At 29.5% G+C, this 21,071-nt stretch carries 21 protein-coding genes; 4 read left to right on the top strand and 17 right to left on the bottom strand.

Annotation, left to right across the window (positions count from 1 at the left end; translation table 11 throughout):
- Window positions 1–31: 31 nt before the first annotated feature.
- From AMN95_RS05560 to AMN95_RS05550, 3 genes are read right to left on the bottom strand one after another with little or no spacing between them, the layout of a single operon-like run.
- Window positions 32–1,015, bottom strand: a complete 984-nt coding sequence (locus AMN95_RS05560) for an ABC transporter ATP-binding protein (RefSeq protein ID WP_256997962.1) — start codon at window positions 1,013–1,015, stop codon at window positions 32–34.
- 51 nt (window positions 1,016–1,066) lie between these two features.
- Entirely contained in the window at window positions 1,067–2,236 is a 1,170-nt protein-coding gene (locus AMN95_RS05555; protein ID WP_075522965.1) for a M24 family metallopeptidase, read from the bottom strand.
- A gap of 2 nt (window positions 2,237–2,238) precedes the next feature.
- Window positions 2,239–2,982, bottom strand: a complete 744-nt coding sequence (locus AMN95_RS05550) for a maleate cis-trans isomerase family protein (RefSeq protein ID WP_075522964.1) — start codon at window positions 2,980–2,982, stop codon at window positions 2,239–2,241.
- A 93-nt stretch (window positions 2,983–3,075) separates the two neighbouring features.
- Here AMN95_RS05550 and AMN95_RS05545 point away from each other — a divergent pair, with 93 nt between their 5' ends.
- Window positions 3,076–4,131, top strand: a complete 1,056-nt coding sequence (locus tag AMN95_RS05545; RefSeq protein ID WP_075522963.1) for a hypothetical protein — start codon at window positions 3,076–3,078, stop codon at window positions 4,129–4,131.
- Here AMN95_RS05545 and panB read toward each other — a convergent pair.
- From panB to AMN95_RS05505, 8 genes are read right to left on the bottom strand one after another with little or no spacing between them, the layout of a single operon-like run.
- Window positions 4,121–4,900, bottom strand: a complete 780-nt coding sequence (gene panB, locus AMN95_RS05540) for a 3-methyl-2-oxobutanoate hydroxymethyltransferase (RefSeq protein WP_075522962.1) — start codon at window positions 4,898–4,900, stop codon at window positions 4,121–4,123. The genes AMN95_RS05545 and panB overlap by 11 nt on opposite strands.
- 2 nt (window positions 4,901–4,902) lie before the next feature.
- Window positions 4,903–6,462 carry a glutamine-hydrolyzing GMP synthase gene (gene guaA, locus AMN95_RS05535; RefSeq protein WP_075522961.1) on the bottom strand — a complete coding sequence of 520 codons (1,560 nt, stop codon included), beginning with the start codon at window positions 6,460–6,462 and terminating at the stop codon, window positions 4,903–4,905.
- Window positions 6,452–6,892 carry a tetratricopeptide repeat protein gene (locus AMN95_RS05530; protein WP_075522960.1) on the bottom strand — a complete coding sequence of 147 codons (441 nt, stop codon included), beginning with the start codon at window positions 6,890–6,892 and terminating at the stop codon, window positions 6,452–6,454. Before AMN95_RS05530 ends, guaA begins: the two co-directional genes overlap by 11 nt.
- On the bottom strand, window positions 6,892–7,968 hold the full coding sequence (guaB, locus tag AMN95_RS05525) for an IMP dehydrogenase (RefSeq protein WP_075522959.1): 1,077 nt from the start codon (window positions 7,966–7,968) through the stop codon (window positions 6,892–6,894). The genes AMN95_RS05530 and guaB overlap by 1 nt, the downstream gene beginning before the upstream one ends.
- Before the next feature lie 37 nt (window positions 7,969–8,005).
- On the bottom strand, window positions 8,006–8,626 hold the full coding sequence (locus AMN95_RS05520) for an RlmE family RNA methyltransferase (protein WP_075522958.1): 621 nt from the start codon (window positions 8,624–8,626) through the stop codon (window positions 8,006–8,008).
- Window positions 8,627–9,538 (bottom strand): glycosyltransferase, encoded by a 912-nt coding sequence (locus tag AMN95_RS05515; protein ID WP_075522957.1) that lies wholly within the window; start codon window positions 9,536–9,538, stop codon window positions 8,627–8,629.
- The gene (gene pssA, locus AMN95_RS05510; RefSeq protein ID WP_075522956.1) at window positions 9,538–10,347 is read right to left on the bottom strand and encodes a CDP-diacylglycerol--serine O-phosphatidyltransferase; all 810 of its coding nucleotides are present in this window, start codon (window positions 10,345–10,347) and stop codon (window positions 9,538–9,540) included. Before pssA ends, AMN95_RS05515 begins: the two co-directional genes overlap by 1 nt.
- Before the next feature lies 1 nt (window position 10,348).
- A complete protein-coding gene (locus AMN95_RS05505) occupies window positions 10,349–10,996 on the bottom strand; it encodes a phosphatidylserine decarboxylase (protein WP_075522955.1) in 648 nt (215 codons plus the stop codon).
- 77 nt (window positions 10,997–11,073) lie between these two features.
- Between AMN95_RS05505 and AMN95_RS05500 the strand changes: the two genes are divergently transcribed.
- Window positions 11,074–12,288: an NADP-dependent isocitrate dehydrogenase gene (locus AMN95_RS05500; RefSeq protein ID WP_075522954.1), complete on the top strand. Its 1,215-nt coding sequence runs from the start codon at window positions 11,074–11,076 to the stop codon at window positions 12,286–12,288.
- Here AMN95_RS05500 and alaS read toward each other — a convergent pair.
- The 6 genes from alaS to AMN95_RS05470 all read right to left on the bottom strand — a co-directional run bounded on the left by alaS (window position 12,280) and on the right by AMN95_RS05470 (window position 19,235).
- A complete protein-coding gene (alaS, locus tag AMN95_RS05495) occupies window positions 12,280–14,946 on the bottom strand; it encodes an alanine--tRNA ligase (RefSeq protein WP_075522953.1) in 2,667 nt (888 codons plus the stop codon). The two genes, AMN95_RS05500 and alaS, sit on opposite strands and share 9 nt — an antisense overlap.
- Before the next feature lie 99 nt (window positions 14,947–15,045).
- Window positions 15,046–16,194, bottom strand: a complete 1,149-nt coding sequence (gene recA / locus AMN95_RS05490) for a recombinase RecA (protein WP_075522952.1) — start codon at window positions 16,192–16,194, stop codon at window positions 15,046–15,048.
- 107 nt (window positions 16,195–16,301) lie between these two features.
- Window positions 16,302–17,597, bottom strand: a complete 1,296-nt coding sequence (locus AMN95_RS05485; protein ID WP_075522951.1) for a TolC family protein — start codon at window positions 17,595–17,597, stop codon at window positions 16,302–16,304.
- A complete protein-coding gene (locus AMN95_RS05480; RefSeq protein ID WP_075522950.1) occupies window positions 17,594–18,517 on the bottom strand; it encodes a uridine kinase in 924 nt (307 codons plus the stop codon). The genes AMN95_RS05485 and AMN95_RS05480 overlap by 4 nt, the downstream gene beginning before the upstream one ends.
- 5 nt (window positions 18,518–18,522) lie before the next feature.
- A complete protein-coding gene (locus tag AMN95_RS05475) occupies window positions 18,523–18,885 on the bottom strand; it encodes a GFA family protein (RefSeq protein ID WP_082256677.1) in 363 nt (120 codons plus the stop codon).
- Window positions 18,885–19,235, bottom strand: coding sequence for a cupin domain-containing protein (locus AMN95_RS05470; protein ID WP_075522948.1), 351 nt, complete (start codon window positions 19,233–19,235; stop codon window positions 18,885–18,887). Before AMN95_RS05470 ends, AMN95_RS05475 begins: the two co-directional genes overlap by 1 nt.
- A 184-nt stretch (window positions 19,236–19,419) precedes the next feature.
- Between AMN95_RS05470 and AMN95_RS05465 the strand changes: the two genes are divergently transcribed.
- Both AMN95_RS05465 and AMN95_RS05460 read left to right on the top strand, forming a co-directional pair.
- On the top strand, window positions 19,420–19,815 hold the full coding sequence (locus tag AMN95_RS05465) for a LexA family protein (RefSeq protein ID WP_075522967.1): 396 nt from the start codon (window positions 19,420–19,422) through the stop codon (window positions 19,813–19,815).
- Complete coding sequence (locus tag AMN95_RS05460) at window positions 19,793–21,070, top strand: Y-family DNA polymerase (RefSeq protein WP_075522947.1); 1,278 nt, start codon at window positions 19,793–19,795, stop codon at window positions 21,068–21,070. Before AMN95_RS05465 ends, AMN95_RS05460 begins: the two co-directional genes overlap by 23 nt.
- Window position 21,071: the final 1 nt, after the last annotated feature.

Below are 21,071 nucleotides of genomic sequence, written 5' to 3'. Positions count from 1 at the left end.
ATACTTACGTTAAACAGTCTAAAATTGATGGTTATAGAGCTAGGTTACCCAATAAATTAATTCTTACTCTAGTATGATCACCATGATAAATCACTTCTTCAATTTTCCCTTTGTGAATATTATCCATTTTATCGTCTGGGTTAATCAATGCCCTTTCAGGTCTTAAGGATACAGTCGTGCGTTCCCCTTTTCCTTTTACAGAAATAGGATTAGCTAATATTTCTGAATTAGATAATTTTACCTTACATTTTCCATCAGAAATATCCGAAATCTCTCCAGCAAAAGTATTATTTTCCCCAATAAATTCTGCAACAAACGAATTGACAGGTTTTTCATACAATTCATCAGGACTAGAAAGCTGTTGTACTTTACCATCATTAAACACTGCAATACGATTGGACATGGTTAAAGCCTCACTTTGATCATGAGTAACATAAACAACTGTTACACCAATGCTCTCATGAATATGTTTGATTTCATACTGCATGCTTTCTCTTAAATTTTTATCAAGAGCACCAAGAGGTTCATCCATTAAAACTAGTTGTGGATCAAAGACCAATGATCTTGCAACTGCTACCCTTTGTTGTTGTCCACCTGACAATTGACCTGGCATCCTTGCGGCAAAACCTTGTAGAGATACCATTGATAACGCTTTATCAATTTTTTTATCAGCTTCGTCTTTCGGAATTTTTCTCACTCTTAATGGAAAAGCTAAATTTTCATACACAGTCATGTGCGGGAATAAAGCATAATTTTGAAATACCATTCCAATTCCTCTTTTGTGAGGAGGTATACTGGATATAGCTTTACCATCCAAATAAATTTCACCGTTAGTTGGTGTTTCAAAACCTGCTAACATCATTAAGCAAGTTGTTTTACCTGAGCCAGAGGGTCCTAGCATCGTTATGAACTCACCTTCTGCAATATCTAATTGAAGGTCTTTTACAACTAAGACTTTACCGTCGTAGCTTTTATCGACTTTATCAAATTTAACAAAATCTTTTTTTGAGACCATAATTAATGGAACTTTAAAACATTTGTGTGACTAAATATCAACCTTAAATAATTAGCTTTTAACGTGAAGTTCTTTAGACATATTGCAAAATAATTCCGCTCCTTTATCTGTCACCCTAATTGCCTCTGAAGCTTCTACACCCCAATTTCCAAACTGCATTACAGCAATCATATGAAAACAAACATTAGGTTTTAAAAGTGTCATGTCTCCTTTATATATATTAAGTGTATGTTCACCCCAATCTGGAGGATAACCAATACCAATCGAATAGCCAGTTCTAGATTTTTTTTCTATCCCGTATTTATCTAATACTTTCCAGAAAGCTTGAGCGACGTCATCAACTTTATTGCCAGGTTTTGTAGCATCTATTCCTGCTTGAAGTGCCTCAATTGTTTTTTTCATCGTATCAATTTTTAATTGATCAGGTTTTCCTAACAAGACTGTTCGAGCCATTGGAGCATGATATCTTTTATACACTCCTGATAGCTCAATAATTGTAGCCTCACCCTCTATAAATTTATCTTGTGTGGCAGTTAGGTGTGAGGCTGAAGTTCCTTTTCCAGTTGGTAATAAAGTTGCAATACTTGAATACTCTCCACCAAATTCAGGTGTTCCATAAAATAGTGCTTTTTGTATTTCCCCAACAGCATCACATTGTCGAACACCAGGTTTAATTACATCAAAAGCTGTTTTCATTCCTATTTCTGAAATTTTTGCTGCAGATTTCATATAATCAATTTCGGTATTAGATTTTACTAATCTTGCCCAATTCACTAATCTTTCTGAGTCTTTTATTTTTGCATTTGGCAAACCTTGTTTAATTTTTTCATAGCAAAACGCTGTGAAATAATGGGCATCCATTTCTAATCCTATTGAAAGTTTATCCCACTTTTTATCCTTAATTATTTTAACTAAATAATCATAAGGATGTTTTGGCCATGTATGAATATAGTGTTCATCATAAACAATTATATTTTCTTTTTTTAGATAAGTTTTAATAAAAGCTCCTCCTGCATCTTGATCCCTCACAAAACATATTGGCTCATCAGCATTAACATGTACTATTACACATTGTGCATAATAAAAGGACCATGCATCATAACCTGTTAAATAATTCATATTATTTGTATCGTGAGAAATTAGAATTTCGATGCCTTTTTCTTGCATCATTTTTTGAACTTTTAAAAGTCTTTGTTTATATTCCTCTTCGCTAAATAGCATAATTAATTTTTAAATAATTCCCCATAACCTTCAATTTTATTTTTATATTCTATTTGATTAAGCGTCTCCCAAATCAATGTCTGATTACTTGACAACACTATTTTTCCAAGTTTTTTTTCTAAATCTTTAATTATAGATAAGACTGGTAATGCTGTGCAAGAAACAAACAGTGCATCACTTTTTGAAAGATCTTGTTTACTCAACACATCATATAAATGATCAGAATCGACTTTTCCGATATCTATATCCGATGCTATATCAAAATAAGATAGTTCTGAAATTTCTATATTTTCTTCTTTAAAATATTTTATAACAGACTGGTTAATTTCGTCTGTATATGGAGTGAATATTGATAATTTATTTATCTTAAGATTTTTTAATGCATTGATTGTTGATGTAATTGGTGTGGTTACTTTAGTATTAGGTTTAGCTATGTTTACTTTCTCATAAATAGATTTATATCCTACAGCTATAGTTCCTGAGGTACATCCATATGCAACACAATCAAGTTTTTGTTCTGGCAAAATTTCCTTGGTCACATCAATGATATCATCAGCCATTTTTTTTAAAGTTTCATTAGTAAGTGGATTATATGATTTAATTCTGTTTGAATACAAATCTATATCTTTTCCATAAATTATATTATTAAAATCTTTTTCAATTCTAAAATCGCTAGCTAAGGTGATTAAGCCAATTCTTGGATTAGAAGAAGTTTCGTATTTTGGTTTAATTTTAGTAAGTTTCATTTAAAAATTAATAGTAATTACCTATACTTTAAATTATTAGTAAAATAAAATTTTGAATTTTATATGTAAATAATTACTGTATAACAATAAATAATGAAATACCTGATAAATTTTAAAAAAACTTTGTTATATAAAAAATTATTATCAATATTTGTATGCCCTGTTTATGAAATATTTTGGCAATATTTCATTAATTTTGACAGAAAAATCATTTTTATTATGTGGAAATTAAAACACTTAAGAAATTCAAATGAGCACAATGAGGAATTGAAAAAAAATTTTTGTAAATTAGTCAATAAAGATAATGATTTAGATGTTTTAACTCAATCTATTAATAATGAACTTAATGAAAACGACCTAAAATTATCGAAAATAATTGATGATGAATTTTCCAAACTTAAAAATGAAACACGATATAATGTAACAAATTCTGGCAATCAAACTTATAAAATTGAAATTTTTGATTTTTTAAGCTCTAAGCTTAAACAAGATATTTTGAAGTTTGCTATATCAGATAAAATGATCTCAATAAGCACTGATTATTTAAAAGTTTTTCCAATTTTAAATCAAGTAAAAATTTACAAAAATTATCCAACTAAATTTCCTAAGAGAGGAGCCATGTTATGGCATAAAGACGATTTTGGTTACAAAAGTTTAGATTTGTTTATAAATGTTAGTGATGTTGATCACGAAAATGGGCCTCTACATGTTATAAAAAAGAATAATCCTCTAGGAGTTTTTTCCAAGTCTGCTCATGAAATTTCTAATCCAGTTATTGGTGAAAGAGGTAAGATAGACGATAAGTACATAGATGAAAAAAATAATTCAGAAAATATTTCGATAGTAAAAGGACAAGGAAATGGAGTCTTAATTGACTCATTCAGGGTTTATCATAGAGGCGGCCATTGTAAGAAAAAAAATAGAATTATGATGAGATTAAGTTATCAAACTAAAGACAGTTTAACCTTTAAAACGAAAGAAAATAAGATAAATTTGATAGAAAATTTAAATGATATTGATTTAAAAAAATTTTTTATCAAAGAATTAGTTAATTATAAACCTGGTGTAATAGTAAATAATCTAAAATTTATTCTAATGAAATTTTACAGGATTTTGCACTATAAAAATCAAAACATCTTTAAAGTTTGAATGAATGCTTGTCTGTTGGAAATTTTTCATTTAACACTTCAGTCTTAAATTGGTTTATAGACTTGTTAATTATTTTTTTCAAATTTATATATTTTTTAACAAATCTAAAATTTTGATTTGTTAGTCCTAATAAATCATCAGTAACTAATACTTGACCATCACAATTTACTGAGGCTCCAATGCCAATGGTTGGTATCTTTAAATTTTTAGTTAACTCTTTTGAAAGTTTTTTTTCAATACATTCTAAAACAATCGAAAAAGCTCCTGCTTTTTGTAATAAAATAGCATCATTTATAATCTTATTTTTTTCTGTCTGTTTTCTACCTTTAAAGAAAAATTTTTTATCTGTTTGAGGTAAAATACCAATATGGCCCATCACTGGGATTTTGTTTTTAATTAGAGTTTTTATAATTGGAATTATTTTCTTACCACCTTCAAGTTTTACTGCGTCACATTTAGTTTCTTTTAAAACTAATTTTGTATTTTTAAGAGCTTCCCTTGGGTTTCGATATGTTTTATAAGGCATATCAACTACCATCAAAGCTTTTTTTAGTCCAAGCTTTACACTTTTTGAATGATTTATCATGTTATTTAGGGTTACTTCTTTTGTGGATTTATAATTATAGAGAACAGATCCAAGTGAATCTCCTACCAACACAATATCACAATGTTTATCTAGGATTGAGGCAATATTTTTGGAGTAAGCTGTAAGACAAATTATTTTTGATTTATTTTTTTTTTTAAGAATTTTTTTTATCTTTTTATTCATTCTTACTCTAGCTCAATAGTGCTTGGAGGTTTTGAAGTTATATCATAAACTACTCTATTAATACCTTTTATACTATTCACAATTTTGTTTGAGATTTCCTGAATAAATGGTTTTTTAAATTCATAAAAATCAGCAGTCATGCCGTCCTCAGAGGTTATAGCTCTCAATAAACATAAATACTCGTAAGTTCGATTATCACCCATTACTCCCACTGTTTTAACTGGTAGTAACGCAGCATAAGCCTGCCAAATTTTATGATAAATATTATGTTTTTTTAAAGCTTCTATAAAATAAAAGTCTGCTTCTTTTAGAATATTAATTTTTTCCTTAGTAATTACACCTGGCATTCTTATTGCCAAGCCTGGTCCTGGAAAAGGATGTCTTTGAATAATTTCTTTATTAAGATCTAATTCTAATCCCAGTTTTCTTACCTCGTCTTTAAATAAAAACTTTAATGGCTCCACCAACTTTAGTTTCATTCTTTTCGGTAAACCTCCGACATTATGATGGGATTTAATTTTTGATGTTTGACTTCCAGTGACTGATCTGCTTTCAATCAAATCTGGATAAAGTGTTCCTTGGGCAAGATATTTTACATCTTTAATCTTTTTTGAGTATTTTTCAAAAATTTTAATAAATAAATTACCAATTATTTTGCGTTTTTTTTCTGGATCTGAAACATTTTTTAAATTTCTAATAAATTCCCTCTCGGCATTTACATAAATTAAATTCATCTTCAATCGTTGTTTAAATGTTTTTATGACCTGATTTTCCTCATATTTTCTTAAAAGACCTGTGTTAACAAAAATACAGTATAATTTTTTACCTATTGCTTTATTAAGAAGTTGAGCAACAACACTGCTATCTACTCCACCAGATAATGCACATATTACTTTATTTGATCCAACTTGAGATCTAATTTGATTAATAAGTTGAATTTTTTGATCTTTGAGAGACCAATTTTTTTTTATCTTGCATATCCTAAATGTGAAATTACTAATTATTTTAAAACCATTATCTGTATGAGTAACTTCAGGATGAAATTGAACACCAAAAAATTTTTTATTTGTATTTTCTATAATTGCATATTTTGAATTTTTACTTGATGCAATTACTTTGAATTTTTTTGGTAACCTGTAAACTTGATCTGAATGGCTCATCCAAACTTTATTTATTTTTTTATTAAAGAAATTTTTTGTGAGTAAACTCTCATTTTTTTTAAAAATTCTTGCTAAACCAAACTCTCTATGTTTGGATTGTTTTACTCTTCCACCATTAAATTTTGAGAGAATTTGATGTCCAAAACAAATTCCTAAAATTGGAATTCCAAGTGTCAAAATTTTTTTGTCAAATAAACGATCATTTAATTCATAAACATTTAGAGGCCCTCCTGATAAGATAATGCCTTTTACAGACTCCTTAATATGAAAATTTCTGATCTTTTTATGGCTAACTAGTTCTGAAAATACACCTAGTTCTCTTACTCTTCTTACTATCAATTGTGTAAATTGGGAACCAAAATCAATTATTAGGATTTTGTCTAAATTTATATTAAGACTCATTATTTTTTGGTTCTAGATTCTTCAAGTCTTTTAAAATTTTTTTATTTTCGTTACATAGTTTTTTACAAACTTTTGTAAATCTTTCAGATAACTCTTTTACCTTTGAATAGTTAGTTTTTTCAATACCAATTTCCATAAGCATCAAAATCGCATCCTCATTAGATGGATCTATTAACAAAGTTGCCTCTAAATTTTTTTCTTCATTTTTTTGATCTTTTTCTTCTTTGTAAATTTTTGCTAAATATAAATATGATTTTGCATGTTTAGGATTGAAAACAATACTTCTTTCTAACAAAAATTTTGCATCTTCATATTTCTTCTCTTGGAATAATCTTAACCCTTCATCAAAAAAATTTTCTTTGCTATAGGATGTGTTTAAAAATCCAAGAATTAAGAATGTTATAATTGATATTTTTATTAATTTAATCATCAGTACTTTTTTTCATTTTTAACAATATCTACATTATGAACCATGCTCTCGTAAAATCCTGCTTTTGTTATTTTTACAAATTTTGGCTTATTTCTTAAATATTTTATTTGTTTAGATCCCAAATAGCCCATGGAAGATCTTAATCCACCTATCAGTTTATGAACAATGTTTTTAACATCACCCTTATATCTGGCAAAACCCTCAACACCCTCTGGAACATATTTAGAAATATCTTTTTGTTTAGTTTGAAAATATCTATCTGCTGATCCTTTGTTCATTGCCCCTACAGATCCCATGCCTCTGAAACTCTTAAACAATTTTCCATTTCTTTTTATAATTTTTCCTGGAGTTTGATCTGTACCAGCAAATAAAGATCCTATCATTACTGCGTCAGCACCAGCAGCAAAAGCTTTGGCTAAATCTCCTGAATATTTGATTCCGCCATCAGAGATAATCTTAACATTTTTATTTCTAACTCCATTTCTGACAGAAAGAATTGCACTTAATTGAGGTACTCCTATACCAGCAACTAATCTTGTTGTACAAATTGAACCTGGCCCAATTCCAACTTTGATAATATCGACACCTAATTTTAACAAAAATTTTGCAGCCTCAGGAGTTGCGATATTGCCTGCACACAAAGCTGTCTTTTTAGGCTTTAATCTTTTAATCAACTTAACTATTTCTGAAACTTTCTTTGTATGTCCGTGTGCAGTATCAACTACTATTAAATTCACTCCCTCATTAATAATCGCTTTAGCTCTTTTAAGCTCATTCGGACCAGCTCCAACTGCTGCTCCTACAATTAGTTTGTTTTTTTTTACCTTTTTAATCTCATCAATTTGTTTTTTAATTTCTAAATTTCTATGAATCACGCCAATTCCTCCTACTTTAGCAATTGCAATTGCCATTTTGCTCTCTGTCACTGTATCCATTGCAGATGATAAAAGAGGAATTCTTAATTTAAGAGTATCTGTGAGTTTTATACTTGTATCAACTTCTGTTGGTAATATCTCAGAGTACTTTGGTACAAGAGTTACATCGTCAAAGGTTAATGCTTCATTTATAGGAACCATAATGATTTATATATGATTCCTTTTATTTTTAAAGTGTCTAAAGTGTCGTTCGGATTTTTTTGCAAATTATAAAGCTTTCTTTTGAGTCTTTTCTACTAGATTTAGGTTTAAACACTTTAACTTCTTTAAATATTTTTTTTCCAAGATCTATTATCTCATTAAATGACCCACCCATAAAAATTTTAGAAATAAAATATCCATTGTTATTAATTACATTTTTTGAAAAATTCATTGCCTCCATACATAATTCTCCTGTCTGAATTGAATCAATATTTTTAATACCAGTTGTATTAACAGCCATATCAGACATGATTACATCTGATTTATTAATTAATACTTTTTTAATTTTGTCTTGTGTAATTTGTTCTGTAAAATCTCCTTTTATCTGAATTGTATTAAAAATTGGTGTCATCTCTTTTAAATCGACAGAAATAATTTTACCATTTTTTACAACTCTTGAGGCATACTGAGACCAACTTCCTGGTGCTGCACCGATGTCAATTACAGTCAGCCCTCCTTTAAAAATGTTAAATTTTTCATCAATCTCAATTAATTTATATGCTGACCTAGCTCTATAACCATCAATTTTAGACTGTTTAACGTAAGTATCTCTACGTTGTTTGTTAATCCAGTTTTTTGAAATCTTATTTTTTTTCAATTAATTTTCAAATCTTAAACTCTTTTCTAAAAGCTTACCCTCAAGATTTTCTATTTGTATTTTAACTTCTTTATTTGTTCGCATATCTTTTCCATCTTTCCAGATACCTGCTGCGAGATGCATAATTCCAATTTTATTGTTTGGTAAAAAAGGTTCTACAAAAGTGTTTTTATTCTCATCAAATTTAGGCAACAAATTACTCGTAATCCAATTACAATTAAGAGGAAGAAACTCCGTAATGAGTTCGTCTATATAAACCGACATGTTTATTGCTAATCCCTCTGATCCAAAAATATTTCCAGCCTTTAATGTTTGTATTAGATTTTTTTGCCATATTTGCCAACCTGGAGAATTTTTTTCCATTGAAAAAACTCCAATATTAATATGTGGTGCAAAGGCTAGTTTTCTTGCTTTTGCATAACCTATTTTGGATTTTATTGCGTGTTTGAAATTTTGTGATTTAATAATTGCAAGCTTTCCAAATAACCAGTTTACTTTTGATGTAATTCTATAACCTGGTCCTATTGTTTGTGTAATTCCAAGTTTTCCATTTTCACATGCTTTAAAGTAAAGCTCAACGCAGTCCCAGTCGTTAACCCATGCATCACAATCAATCCACAAATACTTTTCGTAATTAGGAAAATATTTTGGTAGATATGCTCTTGATACTTGGCTTTTAAGCCACTCTTTATCTTTAACCTTATAAGCAGGAACATCAATATCCCATTCTGCTGTTTTAATTTCATCAACTTTTTTAGCTAATTCTTGTCTCTGTTTTTTTTCTAAACCCGCATCTAAAATACAAATCGAAAAATTTTCACTTTGTTTAAATTTTCTTATTGAATTTATCAATTCATCTAAAAGTGGATAATAATTGGCATCAGCTAATGAAACAATTACATTTTTTTTCATCAAAGAACATCCTCAAGATTATCATCATCATCTTGGGTTTTTTCATTGCGATTTTTTTTATTTAATTTTTGATAATGTAAAAAACTTATTGGTAAAAGACCTAAATAAATAAATGAGCTAATTGCAATAACATTGAAAGTATAAATCAGTAATAGACCAAAGAATAAAACAATACCAAATAGTAAAAAAATTGTAGTTTTTCTTGGAATAACAATTTTTTTAAAAGAATAACTTGGAAATTTACTAATAAGTAGAAAAGAGATGATTATAAAAAAAGTTGGAACTATGTAGTCATAATTAATTTGAACTAAATCAAATCCACTTAAACTATAGATTAATGGAGTTAATACTAAAATTCCTCCAGCAGGAGAAGGTATGCCCTCAAAAAAATTATCTTTCCAAGATGGTTCTTGGTTTGAATTTATATTAAATCGAGCAAGTCTTAACGCTACACAAATTACATAGATCAAACATAGTAACCAACCAAATCTTCCTAAACTATTTAATTTCCAAAAATACATTATAAAAGCTGGCGCAACCCCAAAACTTATCATATCTGTGAGTGAATCTAATTCTTTTCCAACTTTTGAAGTTCCCTTTATCAATCTTGCGATTCTTCCATCCAATCCATCAATTAAAGCTGCAAAAATAATTGCGATTATAGCAAACTCAAATTTTTCATCTAACGCAAAACGTATAGAAGTTAATCCAATACATACACCTATAAGTGTAAGCATATTCGGCAATATACTTCTTGCGCTTTTTTTGTCAGTTATAACTTTAAAATTATCTTTTTTAAGTTGCTGCATATTATTTTTTTGCTAAAAGTGTTTCTCCTGAAATTGATCGCTGACCAATTTTTACTAAAGGTTTATAATTTTCATAATAAACATCTGCTCTACTTCCAAATCTTATCATTCCAATTCTTTCTCCTTGCATTAATTCCTGATCTTTGCTTGTTTCGCAAACTATTCTTCTAGCAACTAATCCAGCTATTTGAACTATTATAATATTGTTTCCATGAACATCTTTAATTCTGTAATAATTTCTCTCATTTTCCTCGCTTGCTTTATCAAAAGAGGCATTAAAAAATTTTCCTGGTTTATATAAAATTTCTTCAACTGTTCCCTTACAGGGTGTTCTATTTACATGACAATCAAAAACATTCATAAATATACTTATTTTATGAAATCTTTTATTTTCTAATCCTAGATCTTTTGGGCCTTCAATTTCTTCAACTTTAATTACTTCCCCATCTGCAGGACTCACTAGATAATTATCATCATTAATTATTACTCTTTCTGGATCTCTAAAAAAATAATAAACCCAAACACTTAAGAGAATTCCTATTAAACCTAGAAAGCCACTAAAGTTATAAAGAATAATCGTTAATACAACTGCGATTATAATAAACTTATAACCTTCAGAGTGGAGTTTTGGAAAAATTTTACTAAACATGTTCTTATATTTGATAATTTTTGATTAATATGTATATAAAACTACGAAATTCAATTAATAAGATATATTTCAATTAAATGAGTAAAATCAAAGTAAAAAACCCTATAGTAGAGCTCGACGGCGATGAAATGACCAGAATAATCTGGGACTTTATCAAAATCAGATTAATTCTACCTTATCTAGATCTTGGCATTGAATATTATGATTTAGGCATGAAAAGTAGAGACAAATCTGATGACCAGATAACAATAGACTCAGCGAACGCAATTAAAAAAGTTGGTGTAGGTATTAAATGTGCAACTATAACCCCAGATGAAGCAAGAGTTGAGGAATTCAAATTAAAGAAAATGTGGAGATCTCCAAATGGTACAATTAGAAATATTATTGGAGGCACAGTATTCAGAGAACCAATTATTTGTAAAAATATTCCCAAATTAGTTCCCTCATGGACTGATCCAGTAATAATTGGAAGACACGCATTCGGCGATCAATATCGTGCAACAGATTTTAAAGTTCCAGGAAAAGGAAAAATGGAGGTCAAATGGACATCTGAAGATGGAAAAAATGAAATTAAATACGAAGTGTTTAATTTCACTGGTCCAGGTGTAGCTTTATCAATGTATAATCTTGATAAATCTATTAAAGATTTTGCGAGATCTTGTTTTAGTTATGGATTAATAAAAAAATGGCCAGTCTACATGTCAACAAAAAATACAATTCTAAAACAATACGATGGTAGGTTTAAAGATATTTTTCAAGAAGTTTTTGACAAAGAATACAAAAAAGAATTTGATAAAAATAATTTGACCTATGAACATAGATTGATCGATGACATGGTCGCATGTGCAATGAAATGGAGTGGAAAATATATTTGGGCTTGTAAAAATTATGATGGGGACGTCCAATCAGATACCATGGCCCAAGGTTATGGTTCTTTAGGTTTAATGACTAGTACTTTATTAACACCAGATGGGAAAATTATGGAGGCTGAAGCTGCTCATGGCACTGTTACTCGACATTATAGAATGCATCAACAAGGAAAAGAAACATCAACAAACCCAATTGCATCAATTTTTGCGTGGACAAGAGGTTTGGCGCATAGAGGAAAGCTTGATGCAAATAAAGAATTAATAAATTTTGCTAATACAATTGAAAGTGTTTGTATTGAGTGTGTTGAAAGTGGTGCTATGACCAAAGACTTAGCTATATTGATTGGACCATCAAGTAAATATTTAACTACTAATCAATTTTTAGATGAAATAGATGGTAGATTAAAAAAAAAATTAAATTAAAGATTTAATTTTTTCAAATGCTTCATTGATCTTGTTTGAATCTTGTCCACCAGCTTGAGCAAAATCTTTTCTACCACCACCTCCTTGTCCACCAATAATTTCGGAACTCAATTTAACAAATTTGACAGCATCAAACTTATCAGTCAATTTATTTGTTACACCAACTGCAACACCCACTTTATCGTCTTTAAAAGCAAAAACTACAACAATTCCCTCACCTAATTGTTTTTTACCATCATCTACAAGTTTTCTTAATTCTTTAGTAGGAAGGCCATCTACTTTTTGAAATCTAATTTTTGTACCTTTAATTTCCTCATCCTTAATTTGATTTTTTGTCTTATCATTTAATATAACTTTAACAGACAAGGTTTCTAATTGTTTGGTCAAGTTTTTAATTAACAACTTTTGATCTGATTGATCTATATTTGGTTTGCCACCCAATCCAATTATTTGTTTTGTAAGATCCTTAATTAACTCTTCATTTTTCTCAGATGATTGATTGAGTAATTTTTCTTTATTCTTTAAAAAATCCTCTAATTGTTTATCTCTTAAAGCTTCAACTCTCCTTATTCCTGCTGCAATGGAAGACTGACTAGTAATTTTAAATTGACCAATTTCACCTGTATTTTTGACGTGAGTTCCACCACAAAGTTCAGTAGAAAAATATTTTCCATCATCATCACCCATTGAAAGAACTCTTACCTCTTCTCCATATTTTTCACCGAATAAAGCTAAAGCGCCATTTTCAACTGCTTCATCAGGTGTCATTAATCGTGTTTTAACGTCTGTTTTTTTAGATACCATTAAATTTACGAATTTTTCAATTTTATTGATTTCATCTTCTGAAATAGGTTTCATGTGGCTAAAATCAAATCTCAATCTACTTGGCTCAACTAAAGATCCCTTTTGAGTTACGTGTGTACCCAAAACTCTTCTCAAAGACTCATGTAATAAATGTGTTGCTGAATGATAAGCCCTTGTATCATTTCTTCTTGTTTCGTTTATTTTCATCTCAACACTGTCATTCAATTTTATTGATCCACTAATTACTTTTCCATAATGAACAAAAAGATCTCCTAATTTTTTTTGTACATCTGTTACTTCAAATCTAAAATCTCCAGAAATAATTTCTCCGGTATCACCAACTTGACCGCCCGACTCTCCATAAAAAGGTGTTTGATTGGTTATAATCATTCCTTCATCATTTGATTTTAAGTCTTTAACTTCTTTGTTATTTTTTAATAATGATAAAATTACACCTTCAGCTTGATTTGTTTCATACCCCAAAAATTCCGTTGCACCTAATTTATCTTTAATTCCAAACCAAATATCCTCTACTGCAGCATCTCCTGATCCTTTCCAATTTTTTTTTGCAAGTTCTCTACTTTCTTGCATTAGCGATTGAAATTTTTTTGTATCGATAGATAAAGATTTATTTCTTAAAATGTCTTCTGTTAGATCTAATGGAAACCCATAAGTGTCATATAATTTAAATGCAACATCACCAGGAAGAACTTTATCTATTTTAGAAATTTCATCATTTAATATTTTTATTCCCCTATCTAAAAGAATTAAAAATTTTTCCTCCTCCATTTTAAGTGTTTCTTTAATCAATGACTCTGCTCTATTTAATTCAGGATAGTTTCCTGACATTTCATTTTTTAATGTTTCGAATAAATTATAGAAAACTGGGTTCTTTGATCCTAACAAGTGAGAATGTCTCATTCCTCTTCTCATAATTCTTCTAAGAACATAACCTCTTCCTTCATTAGATGGCAAAACTCCTTCCGCGATTAAAAATGAACTTGCTCTTAAATGATCTGCAATAACTCTAAAACTTGAAAGATTGTTTTGGTCTGGTTTTTTCTTGACTATTTCTGAAGTCGATAGAATTAGTTTTTGAAAATGATCTGTTTCATAATTATCATGTGTGCTTTGAAGTAAAGCTGCAATTCTCTCTAATCCCATTCCTGTATCTACCGAAGGCTTTGGTAAATTAATTCTTTTATCTTTTGAAACTTGTTCGTATTGCATAAAAACTAGGTTCCAAATTTCAATAAATCGATCTCCATCTTCATCTTTAGAACCAGGTAAACCACCTTTTAAATGGTCTCCATGATCATAAAAAATTTCTGAACATGGGCCACATGGTCCAGTTTCACCCATGGACCAAAAGTTATCAGATGTTGAAATTCTTATAATCCGATCATCACTAAAACCCGCTATTTTCCTCCAAAAATTGAAAGCTTCATCATCCTCATGAAAAACAGTTACATAAAGCCTATTTTTATCTAAACCAAAATCTTTAGTAATTAAATCCCACGCATAGTATATTGCTTTCTCTTTGAAATAATCACCAAAAGAAAAATTTCCTAACATTTCGAAAAATGTATGATGTCTTGGTGTGTAACCAACATTTTCTAAATCATTATGTTTTCCACCAGCTCTAACACACTTTTGCGAAGTAGTTGCTCTTTGATAATCTCTTTTTTCTAAACCAGTAAATACATTTTTAAACTGGACCATTCCAGAATTAGCGAACATTAGGGTTGGATCATTATTTGGAACTAAATTACTAGACTCAACAATTTTATGATCATTTTTCTCGAAGTATTTGAGAAAAGTACTTCTTATTTCATTTAATGATTTGTCTGCCATATTTTTAAAATACAGCTTTTTTGTTCTATGTCTAGATAACGATAAGGGGGAAAGGCGCTTATAATAAGCGCCTTTATAATTTAAAGATGACCTTTAATTCTAGTTCTTTTTAGTAGGAGTAGCTTCTTTTGTAGCCTCTTCTTTTTCAGCTACTTTCTTCTCCTTTTCAATTTTTTCAGGACTTAATGGATTTCCTTCAATTTTCTTTGAAATTACACCAGCTTTTTCTCTAATTGCCATTTCTATTTCAGCTGCAACTTTAGGGTTTTGAGCAAGATAAGATTTTGCGTTCTCTCTACCTTGTCCTATCTTTTCACCCTTGTAAGCATACCATGCTCCCGATTTTTCAATAATATCAGCTTTAGCACCTAGGTCGACCAATTCACCCATTTTGCTAATTCCTCTTCCATACATTAAATCAAACTCAACAACTTTGAATGGTGGTGCAACTTTATTTTTAACTACTTTTACTCTTGTAGTATTTCCAATAATTTCATCTTTATCTTTAATTGCACCAATTCTTCTAATGTCCATTCTTACAGATGAATAAAACTTAAGTGCATTTCCTCCTGATGTTGTTTCAGGACTTCCAAACATAACTCCAATTTTCATTCTAATTTGATTAATGAAAATCATCATTGTATTTGTATTTGAAATTGAACCGGTTAATTTTCTTAAAGCTTGACTCATTAATCTTGATTGAAGACCAACGTGATGATCTCCCATCTCACCTTCAATTTCAGCTTTTGGAGTTAGAGCTGCAACTGAGTCGATTACAATAACTGAAATAGAGCCTGATTTTACTAACGTATCAGCGATTTCTAAAGCTTGCTCACCAGCATCTGGTTGAGAGATTAAAAGCTCTTCAGTATTTACTCCTAATTTTTTTGCATAAACAGGATCTAGAGCATGTTCCGCATCAACAAAAGCACAAATTCCACCAGCTTTTTGAGCTTCAGCGACAACTTGTAGTGCTAATGTTGTTTTTCCAGATGACTCTGGTCCATAAACTTCAACAATTCTTCCTTTAGGTAAACCACCTATTCCTAAAGCTAAATCCAAACTTAAAGAACCTGTAGATATTGACTCAATATCCATAGCTCTTTTTTCACCTAGCTTCATAACTGAACCTTTTCCGAAGTTGTCAGTTATCTGGCTAATTGCAGCATCTAATGCTTTATTTTTTTCTTTAATATCCATTTCTTGATCTTTGGTAGATTTAACTACCTTTAAATTATTTTTTGTCATTTTTTGCCTCTTTTCTTGCTTTTTTTAACATTCGAATCATACTTTAAATGTACACATTTTGTTCTCATTAGCAAGAATAATTTAATTAGGGCTAAAAAATCAGATATTTAGTTAATTTTTAAATATTCGCTGTGAAGCAAGCCAACCGACTTTAATAAATTAAACTTTGAGAGAATGAAATTTCTCTCTGAATTAGCAAGTGAGATCTGGGCATTCAAAAGAAGTGAATTAGATTGAATTACCTCCAAAGTAGTTCTTCCCGCTCCACTATTATATTCAGCAGAAATCCCTTCATTTGCAATCTCTGCAGCTCTAACTTGCAATCGAACGGAATTTAATAAACTTTTGTTAGATTGATAGTTAGACCATGCGCTAGCAACGTTTGTTTGATTTTGTTTTGAAACACTATCCAAAAGTAATCTCGATCTTGTTTCTAAACTCGAGTTTTTATTTAATGTGGCTAAATTTTTTCCACCTGAAAAAAAAGGCCAAGTAACAGTTGCTTTAAGAGTATCTTTCTCTCTTTCATCATATGTTGCACTTAAATCATCTGAATAAGATCTTTCTAAAGATAAATTTGCTGTTGGAGCGAGATCTGATTTTGCAATAGATTTATCTTTTTGAGCTTGTTCATATTCTAATTTAGCAATAATTAAATCAGGATTATTTTTTTTAGAAATCTCAATTGCCGAATTAAGATTATCAGGTAATGGATATTCTTTAATTGATTTTTTATCCAAAGATTTTACATCGCTTAAAGATCCAATTATATTTTCATAATTAAGCTTACTAGTTAAAAGTTCATTTTCAGCTTGAATTAATTTTGCTTGTGCTTCGGCTAGAGAAGATTCTGTTTGAGATACATCAGATAAAGTTATTTGCCCTCTTGCAACTCGGATCTGATCTGTTTCTACTTGTCTGCTTAACAATTCAACATTATCTCGATTAATCTTTAATTTTTCATTAGCTAAGGCTAAACCTGTGTAAGCTTCAGTAGTTTTAAATAAAATATCTTGTTCTTTTTTTAAAAGTCTTGCTTTTGCTAAATCTAAACCAATTCTACTTTTGGATAACTCTGCACCTCTTCCAAAATCAATTAGTGTTTGAGAAATTGAAATAGATCTAGTGAAAGTATTTACATCGTTTATAGATGCATTACTGCCTGACTGGTTTGTAAGTTTATTTGTATCTTCCTGACTTTTAGATCCAGATAAAGTAACTGTTGGCAAATAATTTCCTTGTGAAATTTTCAATTCTTGTTCAGAAATAATTATATTTTCTCTCTCAGCATTAAGTTCAGAATTATTCTTAAAAGATTTAGATAAAGCAGTAGAAAAACTTTCTGCATTTGAGTTTGTAATAATTGCTAAAAATCCAATTAATATAAATAAAATTTTCTTCATTTCTTTTTATATACAGCAGATTTAATTTGATGGTTACTATTTAAATTGAATATAACTGATGCATATTTTGGCATATTTCTAAACATGTTTTGAGTAATTCTTTGATAAGTTTGCATAAAATTTAATACATCCCCTCTACTCATTATTTTTGATTTCACTTTACTTTTGATCCAAAGTTTTCTTTCTTGTTTCATTCTCCATTTTTGTAACAAACTAAAATTTTTTGCTTTTAGATAAATCAAACAATTTAATTGTGAATATAAATTTTTATATTTTGATTTTAATTGATTATTAACATATTTTCTCCAAATCTGTTTTTGATCTTTTGCTTTTTCCAGAGAATTAATTGTTTTTTTTAAAGTAGTATTTTTTTCTGATTTTGCACCAACACACCATCCTTCAAAAATAACTACATCCGGTCTCTTCTTTAAATCGTACCATTTTTTTTTATTAAACCTATCATCAATAGCTTTATTAAATGTTGGTAATTTTAGTCTTTTGAATTTCTTACTTTTTGATTTTCTGAAGAAATTCAGCATCATATTTATATCATGTGTTCCAGGAACTCCTCTTATTAAAAGCATAGGATGTACTCTTTTTGATAGATTTATTCGCTCTTTTCTTGTTTTATAAAAATCATCTATTGAAATCCTAAAAACATTTAATTTAAAGTATTTAGTTAAGATAATTCTGATTAATGAACTAATTGTAGTTTTACCAGTTCCTTGCCCTCCTGCTAATCCTACAAAATATGGTCTTTTATTTTTAGCTTTTTTACTGATCCAAAAACATAGAGGAATTAAGAAAGATTTAATCATTCTTTCTTTATTTTTAAATTTATCGGCTTTTGTCTCTTGAGATTTAATAAACTTTAAACAATCTTTTTTTACCTTACCAAAGCATAAGCTGAATTGTTGCATGAAAATTATTTTTTATCTAATGGATGATTTTGACCATCGTTTACTGGAACATCTTTGATATCAAAAGTATTTACTTCATCAATACACCCAACATTAAATCCTGTCATCGCTGGATTTATTCTTGGGATGTGATGGGTATAAATTCCACAATCTGAGCAAAAGTAATGTTTGGCAACTTTTGAATGAAATTGATAAAGTTTTAATTTATCTTGGCCTTTAACAATTTTAAAATCTTCATTTTTTACCATAGACATAATTGCTCCTTTTCTTTTACAAATAGAACAATTACATTTTATTACTTTGGCTAAGTCTCCCTCTAAATTTATTTCAGCCTCTATAGCACCACAATGACACGATAGTTTTTTCACTATTCTCCCCATTTTCCATGAAACTCATAAACTACTGCAGGTTTATCACCTACTACCCAACCATCATGACCTGGTTCTATTGAATATGCATCACCAGCCTTATAAGTTAATTCAGTTCCATCATCATGTTTTGCGCAAACTGCTCCTGAAACAATTACACCTAGATGTTTTGCTTTACAGCTATCTGTGCCAACTGTTGGCTTGATGTCTTGTGACCATTTCCAACCTGGTTGTAAAACTAATCTCATAACTCTTTGATCTCCTACTTTCACAATATCTATTTTAGCATTTTTAAAATTCGTGTTACTTTCGTCTGGATTGTCAAAAGTTTTGACTTCAATTGAACTCATTATTTTTCTCCTTTTATAATTAAATTAGAATTTAAAACTATCCTTGGTTGAAGTTATCCACAAGCATACAAAATATAGTTTTGATGTTCACGTTTTGATTCACTTTTGATTCAATTACGGACTCAAAATACAACCTCTTGCGTGCATTGTATAAATGGGCTATAAATTAGAACAAAACAAGAACATGAAACTAACAGTCCCTTATTATCTACATAAAGCTGGTGCTGGTTTCCCATCACCTGCCACTGATTATATCGAAGAAGATATCGATCTGAACATGCATTTAATCAGAAATGTTCCAGCCACTTTCATTATCAGAGTGCAAGGAAAATCCATGGTCGATGTTGGGATTAATGATGGAGACTTATTGGTGGTTGATAAAAGTTTAAAGCCAAAAAACTTTTCAACAGTTATTGCAAATGTTCATGATGAACTTGTAGTTAAAACTTTAGTCCAAGAAAGAGATAAAAAATTTCTAACATCTGGATCTAAAGATTTTTCAAATAGAATTTTAATTAATGAAGAAGAAGATGTTTTTATTTGGGGAGTTGTGACTTATGTCATCCATTCAACGTACTAAAAAAATAGGCTTAGTTGATTGTAATTCTTTCTACGTTTCATGTGAAAGATTATTTAATCCAAAAATAAGAAAAAAACCTGTAGTTGTTTTGTCCAATAATGATGGTTGTATCATTTCTAGATCCAATGAGGCAAAAGCTTTAGGGATCAAGATGGGTGAGCCTTACTTTAAAGCAAAAGATATTATTGTTAAAAATAAAGTTGAAGTTTTTTCATCAAATTACTCATTATATGGAGATTTATCTAGAAGAGTAATGAGAACTCTAAAAAGATTTAATACTGAAATAGAGGTGTATTCAATTGATGAAGCATTTATAGATTTGTCCAATTTTCCAGATACTGAAGTTGAAAAAGTTGGAAGAGAAATTAGAGAAACAGTTTTACAATGGACTGGTATTCCAACTAGTATTGGTATCGCTAAAACTAAAACTTTAAGTAAAGTTGCAAATCATATTGCAAAGAAAAAACAATCGGGGGTAACAAGCTTAATTGGAATAGAAAATTTAGATCCAATCTTAGAAAAAGTTGAAATTAATGATGTGTGGGGTGTTGGTAGACAACTTACCAAGTTTTATCAGAAGAACGGAATTTATAATGCAAAACAACTTAAAAATAAATCTAATACCTGGATCAAAAAATGTTCTAATGTTTTAAGTTCTAGAACTGCAATGGAACTTAGAGGAATACCATGTATTGGTTTAGAGACAACACAAACGAAAAGAAAAAGCTGTGTAGTTTCAAGATCATTTGGGAAAAGGATTGAAAAATTTCAAGAATTAAAAGAAGCAGTTGCAAACTATTGTTTAAATGCATCTGAAAAAATTAGATCAGAGTCTTTAGTTGCAAAAGCAATTACAGTTTTTGTGAGAACTAGTCCTTTTCAAAGAGATTATGGTTATTATTCAAATGCAAAGACAATTGATTTTCCAATTGCAACAAATAATAGTATTGAAACTGTTAAAACTGCAGTTTCAATTTTAGAAAGTATTTTCAAAGATGGATATCGATATCAGAAAGCAGGTGTCATGCTTACAGGACTACGTAACGATGATGGTAGAAAAAATTTATTTTCTTCAGAAAAAGATGAAAAGATAAAAAGTTTGATGAGATCAATTGATAATACTAATTATAGATACGGAAGATCCACTTTAAGTCTTGCAAGTGCAGGTGTTCATAAAAAATGGAGCATGAGAAGACAATATTCTTCTAAAATAGATACAGCTGACTTTTATTGTCTACCAACTATTAGAGCTTAAT

The organism is Candidatus Pelagibacter communis, from assembly GCF_001180185.1.
In the GTDB taxonomy this organism is placed as follows: Bacteria; Pseudomonadota; Alphaproteobacteria; order Pelagibacterales; family Pelagibacteraceae; genus Pelagibacter; species Pelagibacter ubique_F.
The sequence above is the reverse complement of the archived record's forward strand: the minus strand, read 5'-3'. Positions and strand labels throughout refer to the sequence as shown.

Coding starts and splice junctions, on each gene's coding strand:
- AMN95_RS05560 (WP_256997962.1), bottom strand. CDS start 1,015: ATGGTCTCAAAAAAAGATTTTGTTAAATTTGATAAAGTCGATAAAAGC.
- AMN95_RS05555 (WP_075522965.1), bottom strand. CDS start 2,236: ATGCTATTTAGCGAAGAGGAATATAAACAAAGACTTTTAAAAGTTCAA.
- AMN95_RS05550 (WP_075522964.1), bottom strand. CDS start 2,982: ATGAAACTTACTAAAATTAAACCAAAATACGAAACTTCTTCTAATCCA.
- AMN95_RS05545 (WP_075522963.1), top strand. CDS start 3,076: ATGAAATACCTGATAAATTTTAAAAAAACTTTGTTATATAAAAAATTA.
- panB (WP_075522962.1), bottom strand. CDS start 4,900: ATGAATAAAAAGATAAAAAAAATTCTTAAAAAAAAAAATAAATCAAAA.
- guaA (WP_075522961.1), bottom strand. CDS start 6,462: ATGAGTCTTAATATAAATTTAGACAAAATCCTAATAATTGATTTTGGT.
- AMN95_RS05530 (WP_075522960.1), bottom strand. CDS start 6,892: ATGATTAAATTAATAAAAATATCAATTATAACATTCTTAATTCTTGGA.
- guaB (WP_075522959.1), bottom strand. CDS start 7,968: ATGGTTCCTATAAATGAAGCATTAACCTTTGACGATGTAACTCTTGTA.
- AMN95_RS05515 (WP_075522957.1), bottom strand. CDS start 9,538: ATGAAAAAAAATGTAATTGTTTCATTAGCTGATGCCAATTATTATCCA.
- pssA (WP_075522956.1), bottom strand. CDS start 10,347: ATGCAGCAACTTAAAAAAGATAATTTTAAAGTTATAACTGACAAAAAA.
- AMN95_RS05505 (WP_075522955.1), bottom strand. CDS start 10,996: ATGTTTAGTAAAATTTTTCCAAAACTCCACTCTGAAGGTTATAAGTTT.
- AMN95_RS05500 (WP_075522954.1), top strand. CDS start 11,074: ATGAGTAAAATCAAAGTAAAAAACCCTATAGTAGAGCTCGACGGCGAT.
- alaS (WP_075522953.1), bottom strand. CDS start 14,946: ATGGCAGACAAATCATTAAATGAAATAAGAAGTACTTTTCTCAAATAC.
- recA (WP_075522952.1), bottom strand. CDS start 16,194: ATGACAAAAAATAATTTAAAGGTAGTTAAATCTACCAAAGATCAAGAA.
- AMN95_RS05485 (WP_075522951.1), bottom strand. CDS start 17,597: ATGAAGAAAATTTTATTTATATTAATTGGATTTTTAGCAATTATTACA.
- AMN95_RS05480 (WP_075522950.1), bottom strand. CDS start 18,517: ATGCAACAATTCAGCTTATGCTTTGGTAAGGTAAAAAAAGATTGTTTA.
- AMN95_RS05470 (WP_075522948.1), bottom strand. CDS start 19,235: ATGAGTTCAATTGAAGTCAAAACTTTTGACAATCCAGACGAAAGTAAC.
- AMN95_RS05465 (WP_075522967.1), top strand. CDS start 19,420: ATGAAACTAACAGTCCCTTATTATCTACATAAAGCTGGTGCTGGTTTC.
- AMN95_RS05460 (WP_075522947.1), top strand. CDS start 19,793: ATGTCATCCATTCAACGTACTAAAAAAATAGGCTTAGTTGATTGTAAT.